Annotated in this window: 9 protein-coding genes; 8 read left to right on the forward strand and 1 reads right to left on the reverse strand. The window is 68.4% G+C overall.

All coding sequences use genetic code 11. The annotated features are described in order from the left end of the window. Window positions 1–36 precede the first annotated feature (36 nt). Complete coding sequence (locus ACZ6B1_RS24720; protein WP_468781725.1) at window positions 37–3,840, reverse strand: GH92 family glycosyl hydrolase; 3,804 nt, start codon at window positions 3,838–3,840, stop codon at window positions 37–39. 339 nt (window positions 3,841–4,179) lie between these two features. Between ACZ6B1_RS24720 and ngcE the strand changes: the two genes are divergently transcribed. The 8 genes from ngcE (at window position 4,180) to dxs (ending at window position 14,859) form a co-directional block, all read left to right on the forward strand. Continuing rightward, a complete protein-coding gene (gene ngcE, locus ACZ6B1_RS24725; RefSeq protein WP_468781728.1) occupies window positions 4,180–5,625 on the forward strand; it encodes an N-acetylglucosamine/diacetylchitobiose ABC transporter substrate-binding protein in 1,446 nt (481 codons plus the stop codon). 60 nt (window positions 5,626–5,685) lie between these two features. Next, window positions 5,686–6,612 (forward strand): carbohydrate ABC transporter permease, encoded by a 927-nt coding sequence (locus ACZ6B1_RS24730; RefSeq protein ID WP_468781730.1) that lies wholly within the window; start codon window positions 5,686–5,688, stop codon window positions 6,610–6,612. A 4-nt stretch (window positions 6,613–6,616) separates the two neighbouring features. After that, window positions 6,617–7,540, forward strand: coding sequence for a carbohydrate ABC transporter permease (locus ACZ6B1_RS24735; RefSeq protein ID WP_468781732.1), 924 nt, complete (start codon window positions 6,617–6,619; stop codon window positions 7,538–7,540). 523 nt (window positions 7,541–8,063) lie between these two features. After that, on the forward strand, window positions 8,064–9,275 hold the full coding sequence (locus ACZ6B1_RS24740) for an ROK family transcriptional regulator (RefSeq protein ID WP_468781734.1): 1,212 nt from the start codon (window positions 8,064–8,066) through the stop codon (window positions 9,273–9,275). A gap of 133 nt (window positions 9,276–9,408) precedes the next feature. Beyond that, entirely contained in the window at window positions 9,409–10,512 is a 1,104-nt protein-coding gene (locus ACZ6B1_RS24745; protein WP_468782095.1) for a sugar ABC transporter substrate-binding protein, read from the forward strand. Between the two features lie 191 nt (window positions 10,513–10,703). Beyond that, window positions 10,704–11,495: an ATP-binding cassette domain-containing protein gene (locus tag ACZ6B1_RS24750; RefSeq protein ID WP_174266236.1), complete on the forward strand. Its 792-nt coding sequence runs from the start codon at window positions 10,704–10,706 to the stop codon at window positions 11,493–11,495. Next, window positions 11,492–12,805, forward strand: coding sequence for a sugar ABC transporter permease (locus tag ACZ6B1_RS24755; protein ID WP_468781736.1), 1,314 nt, complete (start codon window positions 11,492–11,494; stop codon window positions 12,803–12,805). Before ACZ6B1_RS24750 ends, ACZ6B1_RS24755 begins: the two co-directional genes overlap by 4 nt. A 125-nt stretch (window positions 12,806–12,930) precedes the next feature. Further along, a complete protein-coding gene (dxs, locus tag ACZ6B1_RS24760; RefSeq protein ID WP_468781738.1) occupies window positions 12,931–14,859 on the forward strand; it encodes a 1-deoxy-D-xylulose-5-phosphate synthase in 1,929 nt (642 codons plus the stop codon). Window positions 14,860–14,924 lie beyond the last annotated feature (65 nt).

Raw genomic sequence — 14,924 nt, forward strand, 5'->3', positions numbered from 1 at the left:
GGACCCGCCGGGCCCGCCCCCTTGCTCATGCGCCGGTCAGCCCAGCAGCTCCACCTCCGCCAGCGTCGCCTCGCCGTCGAGGACCAGGCGGTACTTCGTGTAGCTGCCCGGGGCGGCGATGCCGAACGCCCTGGTCTGCCGGTCCCAACGGAACGATTCGCCGGAGCGGTGGTCCAGGGTCTTCCAGGCAGTGCCGTCCGTGGACCCCTGCAGGGTCCAGCCGGCCGGCGCCTTCGTGTGGTCCGCCGCCGAGGTCAGCGTGTACTGGACGGGCTTGGCGCCGCCCGCGGCCGGCAGGTCCACCGTGGTGACCGTCGCGCTCGTCGCCGACGTGTTGTCGAACAGGGCGCCGTCGCCCTTCAGCACGTCCGCACGGGGCGCCGGCACCTTGTCGTCCTGGGTGACGGAGACCGGCGCCGCCTTCGCGCCCGTCCCCCAGGTCGAGGGCCTGGACCCCATGAAGAACTCCAGCTCCCCGCCCTTGGACAGCAGCGAGTGGGGGAGCGAAGTGGACGTCCAGGGGCTGCCGTTCACCTTCACACCCTGTACGTACACGTTCTTCGCGCTGTTGCGCGGTGCCTTGATCACCAGATCGCGGCCGTTCTCCAGGTGCACGGTCGCCTTCTTGAACAGCGGTGAGCCGATGGCGTACTCGCCGCCGCCCATGACCAGCGGGTAGAAGCCGAGCGAGGAGAACAGGTACCAGGCCGACTGCTCGCCGTTGTCCTCGTCGCCGTGGTAGCCCTGGCCGATCTCACTGCCCGTGTACAGCCGGGACAGCGCCTCGCGCACGTGTTCCTGCGCCTTCCAGGGCTCACCGGCCGCGTCGTACATATAGATGACGTGGTGCGCGACCTGGTTGGAGTGGCCGTACATGCCCATCCGGACGTCCCGCGCCTCGGTCATCTCGTGGATGACACCGCCGTAGGAGCCGACGTAGTCCGGGGAGGCCGTCTCGGGCGTGGCGAAGTACTCGTCGAGCTTGTCCGCGAGGCCCTGCCGGCCGCCGTACAGGTTGGCCAGGCCCCGGCTGTCCTGCGGTGCGGTGAAGGCGTAGCCCCAGCCGTTGGTCTCCGTGTAGTCGTAGCCCCACACGCGCGGGTCGTACTTCGAGGAGTCCAGGCGCCAGTCGCCCTTGGCGTCCCGGCCCTGGAAGAAGCGCGCCTTGGAGTCGAAGAGGTTCACGTAGTCCCGGGCGCGGTTGAGGAAGTACCGCGACTCCTCCTCGTACCGCTTCTCGCCCGTCTTCTTGTAGAGGGCCTCGCCCATCTTGGCGATGCCGTAGTCGTTGACGTAGCCCTCCATCGCCCAGGACAGGCCCTCGTGCGTGTCGGTGCTGGTGTAGCCGAGGAACGGCGAGGTGCTCATGCCCTTGCGGCCCACGCCCGAGGACGGCGGGACGACCGTGGCGTTCTTGACCGCCGCGTCGTACGCCGCCTTCGCGTCGAACTTCACGCCCTTGACGTACGCGTCGGCGAAGGCGACGTCCGAGGACGTCCCGGTCATCAGGTCGGCGTAGCCGGGGGAGGACCAGCGGGAGGTCCAGCCGCCGTCCTTGTACTGCTGCACGAACCCGTCGACCATCTCACCCGCCTGCGACGGGGTCAGGAACGAGTACGCGGGCCAGGTGGTCCGGTAGGTGTCCCAGAAGCCGTTGTTGACGTACACCTTGCCGTCGACGATCTTCGCGCCGGTGTGCGTCGGGGAGTCCGGGCCCGGCATGGGGGAGAAGGGCGAGGCGTACCGGTCCTTGCCGCCGACCTTCTCGAAGCCCGAGTTCGGGTACAGGTACAGCCGGTACATGCTGGAGTACAGCGTGGTGAGCTGGTCCGGGGTCGCGCCCTCCACCTCGACCTTGCCGAGCAGCTCGTCCCAGGCCCGCTGGGCCCGCGCCTCGACCGTGCCGAAGGAGGTACCGTCCGGGATCTCCTGCGCCAGGTTGTCCTTCGCCTGGTCCACGCTGATCAGCGAGGTCGCGAGCCGCAGGGTGACCGTGTGGTCGGCGCCCGCGTCGAAACGCAGAAAGCCCTTCACCCCGCTGGAGTCGCCGCCGGTCACCGGCTTGTCGAACCGGCCGTACACGAACAGCCGGGTCGCGCCCGTCGACAGGCCCGACTTCACGTCCGAGTAGCCGGTGACGACGCCGTGCTCCTTGTCCAGGGTCAGCCCCGCCTGCTCGGTCACGTTGTCGAACACCACGCTCGCGTCGTCACCCGGGTAGGTGAAGCGCAACGCGGCCGCGTGGTCGGTCGGGGTTATCTCCGCCTTCAGCCCGTTCTCGAACCGGACGCCGTAGTAGTACGGCCGCGCGGTCTCGTTCTCGTGCTCGAAGGCCAGCTCGCGTGCCTCACGGCCGGTGTCCGGCGTGCCGGAGGCGGCCGACGGCATGAGCTGGAAGGTCTGCCGGTCGCCCATCCAGGGGCTCGGCTCATGACTGGCGCTGAACGCCTGGATCGTCGGCAGGTTGTCGCCGTTGTTCGCATGTGCGTACTCGTAGAGCCAGCTCAGCGAAGACGCGTTGGTGACCGGTGTCCAGAAGTTGAAGCCGTGCGGGACGGCCGTCGCCGGGAAGTTGTTGCCGCGCGAGAAGCTGCCGCTGGAGTTGGTGCCGCGGGTGGTCAGCGCGTAGTCCGACAGGTGCGCCTTCGGCTTCTCGGGCGCCACCGGCTTCAGGGCGACGTCGTCTATCCAGCCGCGGAACTTCGCCGGGCCGTCCGGCGAGTCGTACGCCACCAGTATCCGGTCCACCGTCTTGCCGGCCGCCACCGAGCCGATCCGGGAGGCCACGTTGTTCCACTGGTTGACGTAGAGCGCCTTCGACGCGCCCTGGCCCCGCGGTGTCAGCGCGAAGCCGTGCTGGTCGGTGGCGCCGAGGCCGCTGAGGTAGGTGCCGTCCGTGAAGGCCAGGTCGACCGAGACGTTGGTGGCGTCGTAGTCGCGGTCGCCGTCGGCCATCGACGGGAAGACGCGGTAGGACAGCCGGGTGTCACCGCCGACCCGTACGTTTACGTCGAAGACCTTGTTGTACGAGTACGCCCGCCCGTCCGCCGTGTGCCGTCCGGCGTAGCGCAGGGCACGCTTTCCGGTGAATCCGGCGCCGGCCTTGGCCGTGGGCGAGCCGATCGGTCCCTTGTCGACCAGCGACAGCATGTCCTGGGGCACCGTGGTGTCCCCACCGCCGGTGGAGAACTGCACGTCGGCGAGTTGCAGGATGCCCGAGGCGCCGTTGTTCGCGGTCACGTCGAGGCGGAAGTGCTGGTACTCGGCGGGTTCGGCCAGATCGTACGATTTCGTCTGGAAGCGCTCCTTGAAGCTCTCACCCGAGCGGGTGTCGAGCGTCTTCCAGTCCTTGCCGTCCGCGGAGCCCTGGAGCGTCCAGTCCTTCGGGTCGCGCTCGGCGTAGTCGTTGGCCGAAGTGAGCGCGTACGTCACCAGCTTGACCGGCTTGTCCAGGTCGAACTCCACCCAGCCGGTGGGCTGGAAGGCCAGCCACTTGGTGCCGGGCTCGCCGTCGACGAGGTTCTCCTTCACCTCGCCCGCGCCGGCGTTCTCGTCACTGGCCCGGACCTCGGTCACATGGTCGTCGACATTGCCCGGGATGCCGGTGCTGTAGCCGCCGTCCACGCCCGAGGCGCGCTTGCCCCCGTCCGCCGCCGTGTCCACGGTGTTCAGCCAGTCCGGTGCCGGGTCGCCCGCCTCGAACGAGGATGCGAACTCCCGGTCGGCGGCCGGTGCCTTCGCCGGCAGGGCGACCGCCGCGCCCTGGCTGCCGACGGCCATGACAAAGGCGGCCGTGAGCACGACCGCCGGACCGTTTCTGGGTCGACTTCTGCGCTGCATCTACAGCTTCCCCTCCTGCGTCGCTTCGGACAACGTTGTCAGCTCGATGCGCAGGAACCAGTAGGTGGTCAAGTGGCCCATGATGTCAAGGGTGTTGAGCGTGGCATTCAGGGCCTTATGTCGCGAATTTTTCCGGCAGGGCGCCCACAGGCCCTTCATATTTCCGCGAGGTCTCAACTCGGAAAAGACCCAACGCGAACCTTGCATTCGATCTTGCTCCGCTGGCGGGAAGTGGACTATACCTGTCGGCGTTTCCCGCATGACCCTGCACTACCCGACAGCGGTGCCGGGGAGGATCCGGTTCACCGCCTGAGTCCTGGAGAAGGCGAGGACTTGAGCATGGGATCCACTGCGCACCACGGTGGCGAGGGTGTCGGCCGCCGCGATCTGATCAAGCGGTCCGCGGCGCTCGGCCTGGTGGCCGCCCCCGGAATGGGCCTGCTCTCCGCCTGCGCGAGCAGCGGCGGCGACGGACAGGACAAGGCCAAGGCCGGCAAGAAGACCGCGAAGAACCCGCTGGGCGTCAACGACGGCGCGAAGATGGAGTTCGTCCTCTTCGACGGCGGCTTCGGCAAGGAGTACGCCCAGGACGCGGTGAAGATCTACCAGAAGGACTTCCCCAAGGCCACGGTGAAGTTCTCCGCCACCCAGAAGATCCAGTCCACCCTGCAGCCCCGCTTCAACCAGGGCAACCCGCCGGATCTCATCGACAACTCCGGCGCCGAGCAGATGGACATGGGCGTGCTCGTCGGCAAGAACCAGCTCGCGGACCTCACCCCGCTGCTGGACGCGCCGTCGTTCGACGACCCGGGCAAGAAGGTCCGCGACACGCTGCGCCCGGGCATCGTGGAGATGGGCCAGTTCGACGGCGACAAGGTCTGGATCCTGTACTACGCCTACACGGTGTACGGCGTCTGGTACTCGCAGAAGGCCCTGGACTCGCTCGACGAGAAGTACCCGGAGACCTGGGACGAGATGCTCAAGGTCTGCGAGAAGGCCAAGAAGAAGGGCATGGCGGGCTGGACGTACGCGGGCAAGTACCCGTACTACCTCCCGTTCTCGCTGTACCCGATGATCGGCAAGGTCGGCGGCCGCGAGGTGCTGGACGCCATCGACAACCTGGAGCCGAACGCCTGGAAGCACCCGGCCGTCAAGGCCTGCTTCGAGGCCTACTACGAGCTCTACAAGAAGGGCTACGTCCTCAAGGGCACCCCGGGCCTGGACCACATCCAGTCGCAGACGGCGTGGGCCAAGGGCAAGGCGCTGTTCATCCCGAACGGCTCCTGGGTGGAGAACGAGTCGGCCAACGTCATCCCGGCCGACTTCAACCTCGCGGTCTCCGCGCCCACCGGCCTCGACGGCTCCGACAAGATGCCGTTCGGCACCATCTGGGCGTCCGGCGGCGAGCCCTTCGTCGTGCCGGCCAAGGCGGCGAACTCCGAGGGCGGCATGGAGCAGCTGCGCATCATGCTCTCCGAGGCCTCCTCGAGGAACTTCACCGCCAAGGTGAAGTCGCTGACGGCCTTCAACGGCGGCACCGACGGCATCACCCTCACCCCCGGCCTGAAGTCGGGCGTGGCGGCGCTGGACAAGGCCGGAGCCAACGTGGTGAATCCGCGGCTGCAGGACTGGTACGTGCAGCTCCAGAAGGAGAAGATCGGTGTGGCCGGGCTCGGCGAGATGATGGCCGGCCGCCTCACCCCGGCGGAGGCCATCAAGAAGATCCAGGGCTTCGCCGACGAGGCCGCGAAGGACACGTCGATCAAGCACTACAAGCACCAGTAGGCCCGAAATGAGGGTTCGTCACCAGCGGCAGCACCTGACCGGAGATCGGGGTCGGCAGTAATGCAGCACGGCAAGTACCGGTTCATCGTGGGGTTCCTCGCGGCACCCCTCGGGCTCTACGCGCTTTTCGTCGTATGGCCCTTCATCCAGTCCATCTACTACTCGTTCACGGACTGGACCGGACTGAGTCCCGAATTCAAGATGGTCGGCTTCGACAACTACCGGAGGATGTTCGACGACGACATCTTCTGGAAGTCGTTGCAGCACAGCCTGCTGTTCGCGCTGGTCCTGCCGCTGGTGACGATCGGTCTGGCGCTGTTCTTCGCCTTCATGATCAATGTGGGCGGACGGCGCCGGAGGGGCGGCCCGGTGATTTCCGGCGTCCGCGGCTCCGGTTTCTACAAAATCGTCTACTTCTTCCCGCAGGTGCTGTCGATCGCGATCGTCTCACTGCTGTTCGCCTTCGCCTACAACCCGGACAGCGGCGCCATCAACTCGTTCCTGCGCGGCATCGGCCTGGACAGCGTCCAGCCCCTGTGGCTGGGCGATCCGGGCCTCGCCCTGTGGTGCGTGATGGCCGTGCTCGTGTGGTCCACGGTCGGCTTCTTCGTGGTGCTGTTCTCGGCCGGTATGGCGTCGATCCCGGCCGAGATGTACGAGGCGGCCCTGCTCGACGGTGCGAGCCGCTTCACCACGTTCTTCCGCATCACCCTGCCGCTGCTGTGGGACACCGTGCAGTCCGGCTGGGTCTACATGGGCATCCTCGCGCTCGGCGCCGAGTCCTTCGCGGTCGTCCAGATCATGACGACCGGGCCGGGCGGTCCCGACTACTCGACCACCGTGATGGTCCTGTACGTGTACCAGAAGGCGTTCCGGGACGGTCAGGCCGCCTACGCCACCACCATCGGCGTCGCCCTCCTCGTGGTCACGCTCGCCTTCGCGGCGGTCGTGATGCGACTGGGCCGTCGCGAGCGGCTGGAGTACTGAAGCGATGAAGACGACCGAGACCCCCGCCCCGCTGCCGGCCGAGTCCGGCGCGACCGTATCGAAGGTCGACGTGGCGCCGGCGCGGCCGGCCGTGGAGAAGAAGGAGGGCTCCGTCCTCAACGTCTTCTCGCACGGCATGCTGGTCCTGTGGGCGATCATGGTGGCCCTGCCGCTGCTGTGGGCGGTGATGACGTCCTTCAAGGACGACGCCTCCATCTTCGGCTCGCCCTGGTCCCTGCCGGACCGGCTGCACTTCGACAACTGGTCGAGGGCCTGGACCCAGGCCAACATGAGCGACTACTTCCTGAACACGATCCTGGTGGTCGGCGGTTCGCTCATCGGCACCCTGGTGCTCGGCTCCATGGCGGCCTACGTCCTGGCCCGCTTCGACTTCCCCGGCAACCGCTTCATCTACTTCCTGTTCATCGGCGGCATGAGCTTCCCGATCATGCTGGCGCTGGTCCCGCTGTTCTACGTGGTGAACAACATGGGCCTGCTGAACACCATCCACGGCCTGATCCTGGTCTACATCGCGTACTCGCTGCCGTTCACGGTCTTCTTCCTGACCGCCTTCTTCCGCACCCTGCCCACCTCGGTGGCGGAAGCGGCCTTCGTCGACGGCGCCTCGCACACGCGTACGTTCTTCCAGATCATGCTGCCGATGGCCAAGCCGGGCCTGATCAGCGTCGGCATCTTCAACTTCCTGGGCCAGTGGAACCAGTACATGCTGCCCACGGTCCTCAACACCGACCCCGACAAGCGCGTCCTCACCCAGGGCCTGGTCCAGCTCGCGGTCAGCCAGGGCTACAAGGGCGACTGGTCCGGCCTGTTCGCCGGCCTGGTGATGGCGATGCTGCCGGTCCTGGCGGCGTACATCGTCTTCCAGCGCCAGGTGGTGGCGGGACTGACGGCGGGGGCGCTGAAGTAGCGGCAGGCCGCCTGGCGGGCCCGGACGTCCCCACGGGGGCCGCCCGGGCCCGTGACGTTTCCCCCACGTCCCGGCGGCCCCCGCGCCCCACCCGCGGGCCCGGCCGCACCGGGTGTCCCGCGCGCCCTCGCCGTCCCGCGCTCTTCGCACTCGCGATTCGCACCCCCGTTCCCGCGACCCGATACCACGCCGGGTCACGGGCGGGTAACGGGCCGGGTCGCCGCATTCCGCGGCTGAACGATCCGCGGGAACCCGCCCCGCCTGGCACCGCCCTCGCCGGCCCCCTCCCGGAGCACCCGCCCGGGTGTCCTTCCGCCCTGCTCGCGGGTGGCCTGTACATGTCCCCCGGGTGTCCTGGGCGGAACAGTGAAAGCGAGAGCGATTTCCGTCAAGGACTTGACTGATGTAACCCGTACAGCCGAGCTTGGAGTTCACAACTTGTAAGTGGCCCGGTTCCGCGGATGTGACCTGGGCCACGGGCGGCACTGGGGCCGCCCGTCCGATGGCGGGAGTGGATGGGTCGATGGAGACTCCGGGGTCGCAGTCGTCGCTGCACCGAGCCAACCTGGAACGGGTCGTGCGGGCAGTACGGCTTGCCGGGTCGCTCACGCAGGCGGAGATCGCACGGACGACCGGCCTGTCCGCCGCGACGGTCTCCAACATCGTGCGGGAGCTGAAGGACGGCGGAACCGTCGAGGTCACGCCCACGTCGGCGGGCGGGCGGCGGGCCCGCAGCGTCTCGCTGAGCGGGGACGCCGGCATCGTGATCGGCGTGGACTTCGGGCACACGCACCTGCGCGTCGCGATCGGGAACCTCGCGCACCAGGTGCTGGCCGAGGAGTCCGAGCCGCTGGACGTGGACGCCTCCTCGACGCAGGGCTTCGACCGGGCCGAGGAGCTGGTCAACCGGCTGATCGCGGCCACCGGTGTGGACCGGACCAAGGTGGCCGGCGTGGGGCTGGGCGTGCCCGGCCCGATCGACGTGGAGTCGGGGACCCTCGGGTCCACCGCGATCCTGCCGGGCTGGGGCGGCACCAGGCCCGCCGAGGAGCTGCGCGAGCGGCTCGGCGTGCCCGTGCACGTGGACAACGACGCCAACCTCGGCGCGCTGGGCGAGCTGGTCTGGGGCAGCGGCAAGGGCGTCCGCGACCTCGCGTACATCAAGGTCGCCAGCGGTGTCGGCGCCGGTCTCGTGATCAACGGGAAGATCTATCGCGGCCCGGGTGGCACGGCTGGCGAAATCGGACATATTACACTCGACGAATCCGGCCCGGTCTGCCGATGCGGGAACCGTGGCTGCCTGGAGACGTTCACGGCCGCGCGCTATGTGCTTCCGCTGCTCCAGCCCAGTCACGGCACCGATCTGACCATGGAAGGCGTCGTTCGGCTGGCCAGGGACGGAGACCCGGGCTGTCGTCGGGTGATCGCCGACGTCGGCCGCCACATCGGCAGTGGAGTGGCCAATCTCTGCAATCTGCTGAACCCGAGCCGGGTGGTCCTCGGTGGTGATCTCGCCGAGGCCGGAGAGCTCGTTCTCGGGCCCATCAGGGAGTCCGTCGGCCGCTACGCGATCCCCAGCGCGGCGCGCCAACTGTCCGTTCTTCCCGGGGCACTTGGGGGCCGTGCGGAGGTGCTCGGAGCGCTCGCCCTCGCACTCAGCGAGATGGGCGATTCGACCCTTCTGGACGGATCTGTCGCGGGTACGCTCGCGACGGCCACCCCTGCCTTCACTTAGAGAACGGATGGCACCGTTGCCATCTCGTTAAGGATTTACTTCTTGACGTCGCACGTGTGGCCGAGTTGACTTCCAGCCACCTCGGCCGCAACGACGCGGCCTCGTCAGGGAGGTTTACAGAGTGAACACGCGTATGCGTCGTGCCGCCGTTGCCGTTGCCGCTGGTGCGATGGCCGTCTCGCTGGCCGCCTGTGGCAGTGCCAAGGAGTCCAAGGGAGACGACAGCTCTTCGGCGTCGTCCGCCAAGAAGGGCGACAACATCAAGGTCGGTCTCCTGCTTCCGGAGAACAAGACCGCCCGCTACGAGAAGTTCGACAAGCCTCTGATCACGAAGAAGATCCAGGAGCTGACGAACAACAAGGCGGAGATCCAGTACAACAACGCCCGTCAGGACGCGAACCTGCAGGCCCAGCAGGTCGACACCATGATCACCAACAAGGTGGACGTGCTGATCCTGGACGCGGTCGACGCCAAGGCGATCCAGAACTCGGTCCAGAAGGCCAAGGACGCCGGCATCAAGGTCGTCGCGTACGACCGTCTGGCCGAGGGCCCGATCAGCGCCTACACCTCGTTCGACAACGAAGAGGTCGGCAAGACCCAGGGTGAGGCCCTGCTGAAGGCGCTGGGCAGCAAGGCCACCAAGTCCTCCAAGATCGTCATGGTCAACGGCTCGGTCACCGACCCGAACGCCGCGCAGTTCAAGAAGGGCGCGCACTCCGTCCTCGACGGCAAGGTCACTGTCGCCAAGGAGTACGACACCAAGGAGTGGTCGCCGGACAACGCCAACTCCGAGATGGAGGCGGCGATCTCCTCGGTCGGCAAGGGCAAGATCGCGGGTGTCTACTCCGCCAACGACGGCATGGCCGGCGGTATCATCACCGCTCTGAAGGCCGCGGGCATCTCCGTCCCGGTCACCGGCCAGGACGCCGAGCTGGCCGGTGTGCAGCGCATCGTCTCCGGTGAGCAGTACATGAGCGTCTACAAGCCGTACGCCCCCGAGGCCGAGGCCGCCGCCGAGATGGCCGTCGCCCTGGCCAAGGGCGAGAGCCTGGACTCCGTCGCCAAGGACAAGGTCTCCTCCGGCTCCGCCAAGGACGTCCCCTCGGTGCTGGTCCCGGTCACCGCGCTGACCAAGGACAACATCAACGACACCGTCATCAAGGACGGCGTCTACACCGTCGCCGACATCTGCACGGGCAAGTACAAGTCCGCCTGCGACAAGCTCGGCCTGAAGTAAGCAGCACCAAATCCCGCCTCCCGTACCGGCGTTCGGTCCAGAACGCCGGTGCCGGGCCGGACCGGGTGCTCCCAGGCTCCTCCGGTGCCCCGCGCATTCACGCAGCCCCGCAAGCTCGGCGCGGGGCGCCGGACGGAACTACCCCCCAAACTCTTCTGCACAACCTCCCGCCGGGTCAGGCGGCGAAGGAGATGGTTCACGTGTCCGCTACGCCCGTGCTGGCGTTGCGCGGGGTCTCCAAGCGGTTCGGTGCCGTTCAGGCGCTCACCGACGTAGAGCTTGAGGTCCACGCCGGTGAGGTGGTCGCCCTGGTGGGCGACAACGGCGCCGGAAAGTCCACGCTGGTCAAGACGATCGCCGGCGTGCACCCCATCGATGAGGGCGCCATCGAGTGGGACGGCAAGCCCGTGTCGATCAGCCGGCCGCACGACGCCCAGGCCCTGGGCATCGCGACGGTCTACCAGGACCTCGCGCTGTGCGACAACATCGACGTCGTCGGCAACCTCTTCCTCGGCCGCGAGCTGAAGAAGTTCGGTGTCCTGGACGAGGTCGAGATGGAGCGCCGCGCCCGCGAGCTGCTCACCACGCTGTCGATCCGCATCCCCAGCGTCCGTATCCCGATCGCCTCGCTCTCCGGCGGTCAGCGCCAGACCGTGGCCATCGCCCGTTCGATGCTCGGTGACCCCAAGCTGGTCATCCTCGACGAGCCCACCGCCGCCCTCGGCGTCGAGCAGACCGCCCAGGTCCTCGACCTCGTGGAGCGCCTGCGCGAGCGCGGTCACGCCGTCATCCTCATCAGCCACAACATGGCGGACGTGAAGGCGGTGGCGGACAAGGTCGCCGTCCTGCGCCTCGGCCGCAACAACGGCGTCTTCGAGGTCAAGACGACCTCGCAGGAGGAGATCATCTCCGCCATCACCGGCGCCACCGACAACGCCGTGACCCGCCGTGCGGCGCGCACGAACGGGGAGGTTTCCAAGTGAGCGTCGACAAGACCTCCGCGAACGTCGACAAGACGCCCGGGCCCGGCAAGGACGCGCCCGTCGTGAACCCAGAGGCCGCCTCCGCCGCGGTCACCGCGGTCGACCCCCGGCTGCTGGTGCGCGAGCAGGGCCTGCTCGGCTACTGGAGCGAGTTCAAGCGGAAGATGAAGGCCGGTGAGCTGGGTTCCCTCCCGGTGATCCTGGGCCTCGCGATCATCTGCATCATCTTCCAGGTCCTGAACTCCGAGTTCCTCTCCGCGCAGAACATCAGCAACATCACGGTCACGATGGTCGGCACGGGCATGATCTCCGTCGGCATCGTCTTCGTGCTGCTGCTCGGTGAGATCGACCTGTCGGTCGGCTCGGTCAGCGGCGCGGCCAGCGCCCTCGCGGCCGTCCTCACGGTCAACCAGGGCTGGCCCGAGTGGCTGGCCGTACTGGTCGCCATCGCCGCCGGTGCCGTCATCGGCGCGCTGCACGGTTTCTTCTTCGCGGTGCTCGGCGCCCCCGCCTTCGCCGTCACCCTGGCCGGTCTGCTGTTCTGGCTCGGCTTCATGCTGAAGGTGCTGGGCGAGGACGGCACGATCAACCTCGACAGCGACGGCCTGATCGGCAAGCTGACCACGTACACCTTCACCGACCTGGCCGCCGCCTACGGTCTTGCCGCCGTCGTGGTCGTGCTGTTCTTCGTCAGCTCCTTCCTCGGCAACCGGCGCCGCGAGGCCGCGGGCGTCCCGTCCCGGCCGCTCAGCGACACGGTCCTGCGCACCGTCCTGCTGGCCGTGGTCTCCTTCGCCGCGGCGTACATGTACAACCAGTACAAGGGCCTGCCGCTGGCCACGGTGATCTTCCTCGCCTTCCTGGTCGGCACCGACTTCCTGCTGCGCCGCACCTCCTACGGCCGCAAGATCTTCGCGCTCGGCGGCAGCGTCGAGGCCTCCCGGCGTGCGGGCATCAACGTCACCGCGGTGCGGATCTCCGTGTTCGCCATCTCCGGCGGCTTCGCGGCCATCGGCGGCCTGTTCCTGGCCTCCAAGATCGCCTCCGCCAACCAGAGCGCCGGTACCGGCGACCTGCTGATGAACGCGATCGCCGCGGCCGTCATCGGCGGCACCTCGCTCTTCGGTGGCCGTGGCCGCACCTGGAACGCCCTGCTGGGTGTGCTGGTGATCGTGTCCATCCAGTACGGTCTCCAGCTGGAGTCCATCGCGGAGCCGGTGAAGTACATGATCACCGCAGCGGTGCTGCTGACCACCGTGGTCATCGACTCCGTCACGCGCAAGACGCAGAAGACCGCTGGTCGCGCGTAGCGACCTGGGTCGAACCAGTGCCCGGCACCGGAAGGTGCCGGGCACTGTCGTGTCCCGCAAACCCGGAACATTAGACTCGACAAGCCCGGCAACAGCTCGATCAGCTCTACTGCAAGGAGGCACGGGTGCCGCTGCTGACCCGCATCAGGGGACCGCGCGATCTGGACCGGCTCAGCCTGGAGGAGCTGGACCAGCTGGCAGAGGAGATCCGGACCTTCCTCGTCGACGCCGTTTCCAAGACCGGCGGCCACCTCGGCCCCAACCTGGGCGTGGTCGAGCTCACCATCGCCCTGCACCGCGTCTTCCACTCCCCGAAGGACAAGGTCCTGTGGGACACCGGACACCAGTCCTACGTCCACAAGCTCCTCACCGGCCGGCAGGACTTCTCCCGGCTCAAGATGAAGGGCGGCCTGTCCGGCTACCCCTCGCAGGCCGAGTCCGAGCACGACGTCATCGAGAACAGCCACGCCTCCACGGTGCTCGGTTGGGCGGACGGCATCGCCAAGGCCAACCAGCTCAAGAAGCGGGACAGCCACGTCGTCGCCGTCATCGGTGACGGGGCGCTGACCGGCGGCATGGCCTGGGAGGCGCTGAACAACATCGCCGAGGCCAAGGACCGCCCGCTGGTCATCGTCGTCAACGACAACGAGCGCTCCTACGCGCCGACGATCGGCGGCCTCGCCAACCACCTGGCGACCCTGCGCACGACCGACGGCTACGAGCGCTTCCTCGCCCGGACGAAGGACATCCTCGACCGCACCCCGGTCGTCGGGAAGCCGCTGTACGAGACCCTGCACGGCGCCAAGAAGGGGCTGAAGGACTTCATCGCCCCGCAGGGCATGTTCGAGGACCTGGGCCTGAAGTACGTCGGCCCGATCGACGGGCACGACATCGAGGCCCTGGAGTCGGCGCTGGCCCGGGCCAAGCGGTTCGGCGGGCCCGTCATCGTGCACTGCCTGACCGAGAAGGGCCGCGGCTACCAGCCCGCGCTGCAGGACGAGGCCGACCGCTTCCACGCCGTCGGCAAGATCCACCCCGACACCGGTCTGCCGATCGCCAGCTCCGGCGCCGACTGGACCTCCGTCTTCGGCGACGAGATGGTCAAGCTCGGCGAGGAGCGCGACGACGTCGTCGCCATCACGGCGGCCATGCTCCAGCCCGTCGGCCTGGACAGGTTCGCCAAGCGCTTCCCCGACCGGGTCTACGACGTCGGCATCGCCGAGCAGCACGGAGCCGTGTCGGCGGCGGGCCTGGCCCACGCCGGCGTCCACCCGGTCTTCGCCGTCTACGCCACCTTCCTCAACCGCGCCTTCGACCAGGTCCTGATGGACGTGGCCCTGCACAAGTGCGGGGTGACCTTCGTCCTGGACCGGGCCGGGGTCACCGGCACCGACGGCGCCTCCCACAACGGCATGTGGGACATGTCGATCCTGCAGGTCGTGCCGGGCCTGAGGCTGGCCGCCCCGCGCGACGCCGAACAGGTCCGGGCGCAGCTCCGCGAGGCGGTCGCCGTCGAGGACGCGCCTACCGTGGTCCGCTTCTCCAAGGGCGCCGTCGGCCCCGCCGTACCGGCCGTGGGCCGGGTCGGCGGCATGGACGTGCTGCGCGAGCCCGGCACCGACCGCCCGGACGTGCTGCTGGTCTCCGTGGGCGCCCTCGCGCCGATGTGCCTGGAGATCGCCGGCCTGCTCGACCGGCAGGGCATCTCCACCACCGTGGTCGACCCGCGCTGGGTCAAGCCCGTCGACGAGGCCATGGCCCCGCTCGCCGAGCGGCACCGGGTCGTCGTCACCGTCGAGGACAACAGCCGCGCCGGCGGTGTCGGCTCCGCGATCGCCCAGGCCCTGCGCGACGCCGGCGTGGACGCGCCGCTGCGCGACTTCGGCATCCCGCCGCGCTTCCTCGACCACGCCTCCCGCGCCGAGGTCATGGCCGAGATCGGGCTGACCGCGCCCGACATCGCCCGCCAGGTCACCGGTCTGGTCTCCAAGCTGGACGGCCGGTTCGACCGTACGGCGGCAGAGGTCGACTCCGTGCAGCCCGCGCGCGACTAGGAAAAAGCAGTCCCAGGGCCGGTTCCGCCTCCTTCTCCCGGTGGCGGAACCGGCCCTTCTGCGTG

Source organism: Streptomyces sp. NPDC041129, from assembly GCF_055592265.1.

Bases quoted from the DNA above. Each gene is read 5' to 3' on its own strand.
- ACZ6B1_RS24720 (WP_468781725.1), bottom strand. From the start codon at position 3,840: ATGCAGCGCAGAAGTCGACCCAGAAACGGTCCGGCGGTCGTGCTCACG.
- ngcE (WP_468781728.1), top strand. From the start codon at position 4,180: ATGGGATCCACTGCGCACCACGGTGGCGAGGGTGTCGGCCGCCGCGAT.
- ACZ6B1_RS24730 (WP_468781730.1), top strand. From the start codon at position 5,686: ATGCAGCACGGCAAGTACCGGTTCATCGTGGGGTTCCTCGCGGCACCC.
- ACZ6B1_RS24735 (WP_468781732.1), top strand. From the start codon at position 6,617: ATGAAGACGACCGAGACCCCCGCCCCGCTGCCGGCCGAGTCCGGCGCG.
- ACZ6B1_RS24740 (WP_468781734.1), top strand. From the start codon at position 8,064: ATGGAGACTCCGGGGTCGCAGTCGTCGCTGCACCGAGCCAACCTGGAA.
- ACZ6B1_RS24745 (WP_468782095.1), top strand. From the start codon at position 9,409: ATGCGTCGTGCCGCCGTTGCCGTTGCCGCTGGTGCGATGGCCGTCTCG.
- ACZ6B1_RS24750 (WP_174266236.1), top strand. From the start codon at position 10,704: ATGGTTCACGTGTCCGCTACGCCCGTGCTGGCGTTGCGCGGGGTCTCC.